Here is a 916-nt window from a genome sequence, read left to right on the forward strand (position 1 = left end):
GACTACCGCACCCACCGCGACCGCCTGGCCGCGGCGGCCGACGTCACGGTGCTCGGCGCTGGGCAGTCCGGCGCCGAGGTGGTGCTCGACCTGCTGCGCCGCCAGGACGGCCAGGGCGGCGGCGGGCCGTACGTGCGCTGGCTGGCCCGCACCCCCGCCTTCGCGCCCATGGAGTACTCGAAGATCGGCCTCGAGCACTTCACCCCCGACTACATCGACTACTTCCGCGGCCTGCCCGAGGACCGGCGCGAGCGGCTCGTCCGCGAGCAGTGGCAGCTCTACAAGGGCGTCAGCGCCGACACGCTCGGCGACATCCACGACGAGCTGTACGAGCGGACCATCGGCGGCGCCCGGCCCCGCGCCGCGCTGCACCCGGGCGTGGAGGTCGTCTCGGCCGCCGCCGACGGCGACGGGTACGCGCTGACCTGCCGGCACGACCAGCAGGAGGCGTTCTTCCAGGTACGCACCTCCGCCGTGGTGATGGCCACCGGCTACGCCGCCACCCGGCCGCCCTTCCTGGAGCCGCTGGCAGACCTGATCGACTGGGACGGCAGGGGCCGCTACCAGGTGGACGGCTCCTACCGGGTGGCGCTGGACCCGCGGGTGTCCGGGTCGCTGTTCGTGCAGAACGCCGAGTTGCACACGCACGGCGTGGGCGCGCCCGACCTGACGCTCGGGGCGTGGCGGGCCGCGACGATCCTCAACGCCGCCGCCGGGCGCACCGTGGTGAAGGTCCCCGAGCGGGCGGCGTGGACGACGTTCGGCGCGCCCCAGGTGCCCGGCCCCGCGCGGGCCGTCACCGCCGACACTCCGGAGGGCTCGCTCCGGTGACCGCGGAGGCGACCGGGAGTGGGGTGACCCGGGAGGCGCCCGCCAGGGCCGCCGGGACCGCCACGGCCGGATCCGCCCGCGGCCC

Annotated in this window: 1 protein-coding gene; it reads left to right on the forward strand. The window is 76.3% G+C overall.

Annotation, left to right across the window (positions count from 1 at the left end; translation table 11 throughout):
• A partial coding sequence (locus DQW85_RS22140; RefSeq protein ID WP_162795222.1) for a SidA/IucD/PvdA family monooxygenase occupies positions 1-831 on the forward strand: 831 nt, incomplete at its 5' end.
• Positions 832-916 lie beyond the last annotated feature (85 nt).

Source organism: Nonomuraea lactucae (genome assembly GCF_003313395.1).
Classification (GTDB): domain Bacteria; phylum Actinomycetota; class Actinomycetes; order Streptosporangiales; family Streptosporangiaceae; genus Nonomuraea; species Nonomuraea lactucae.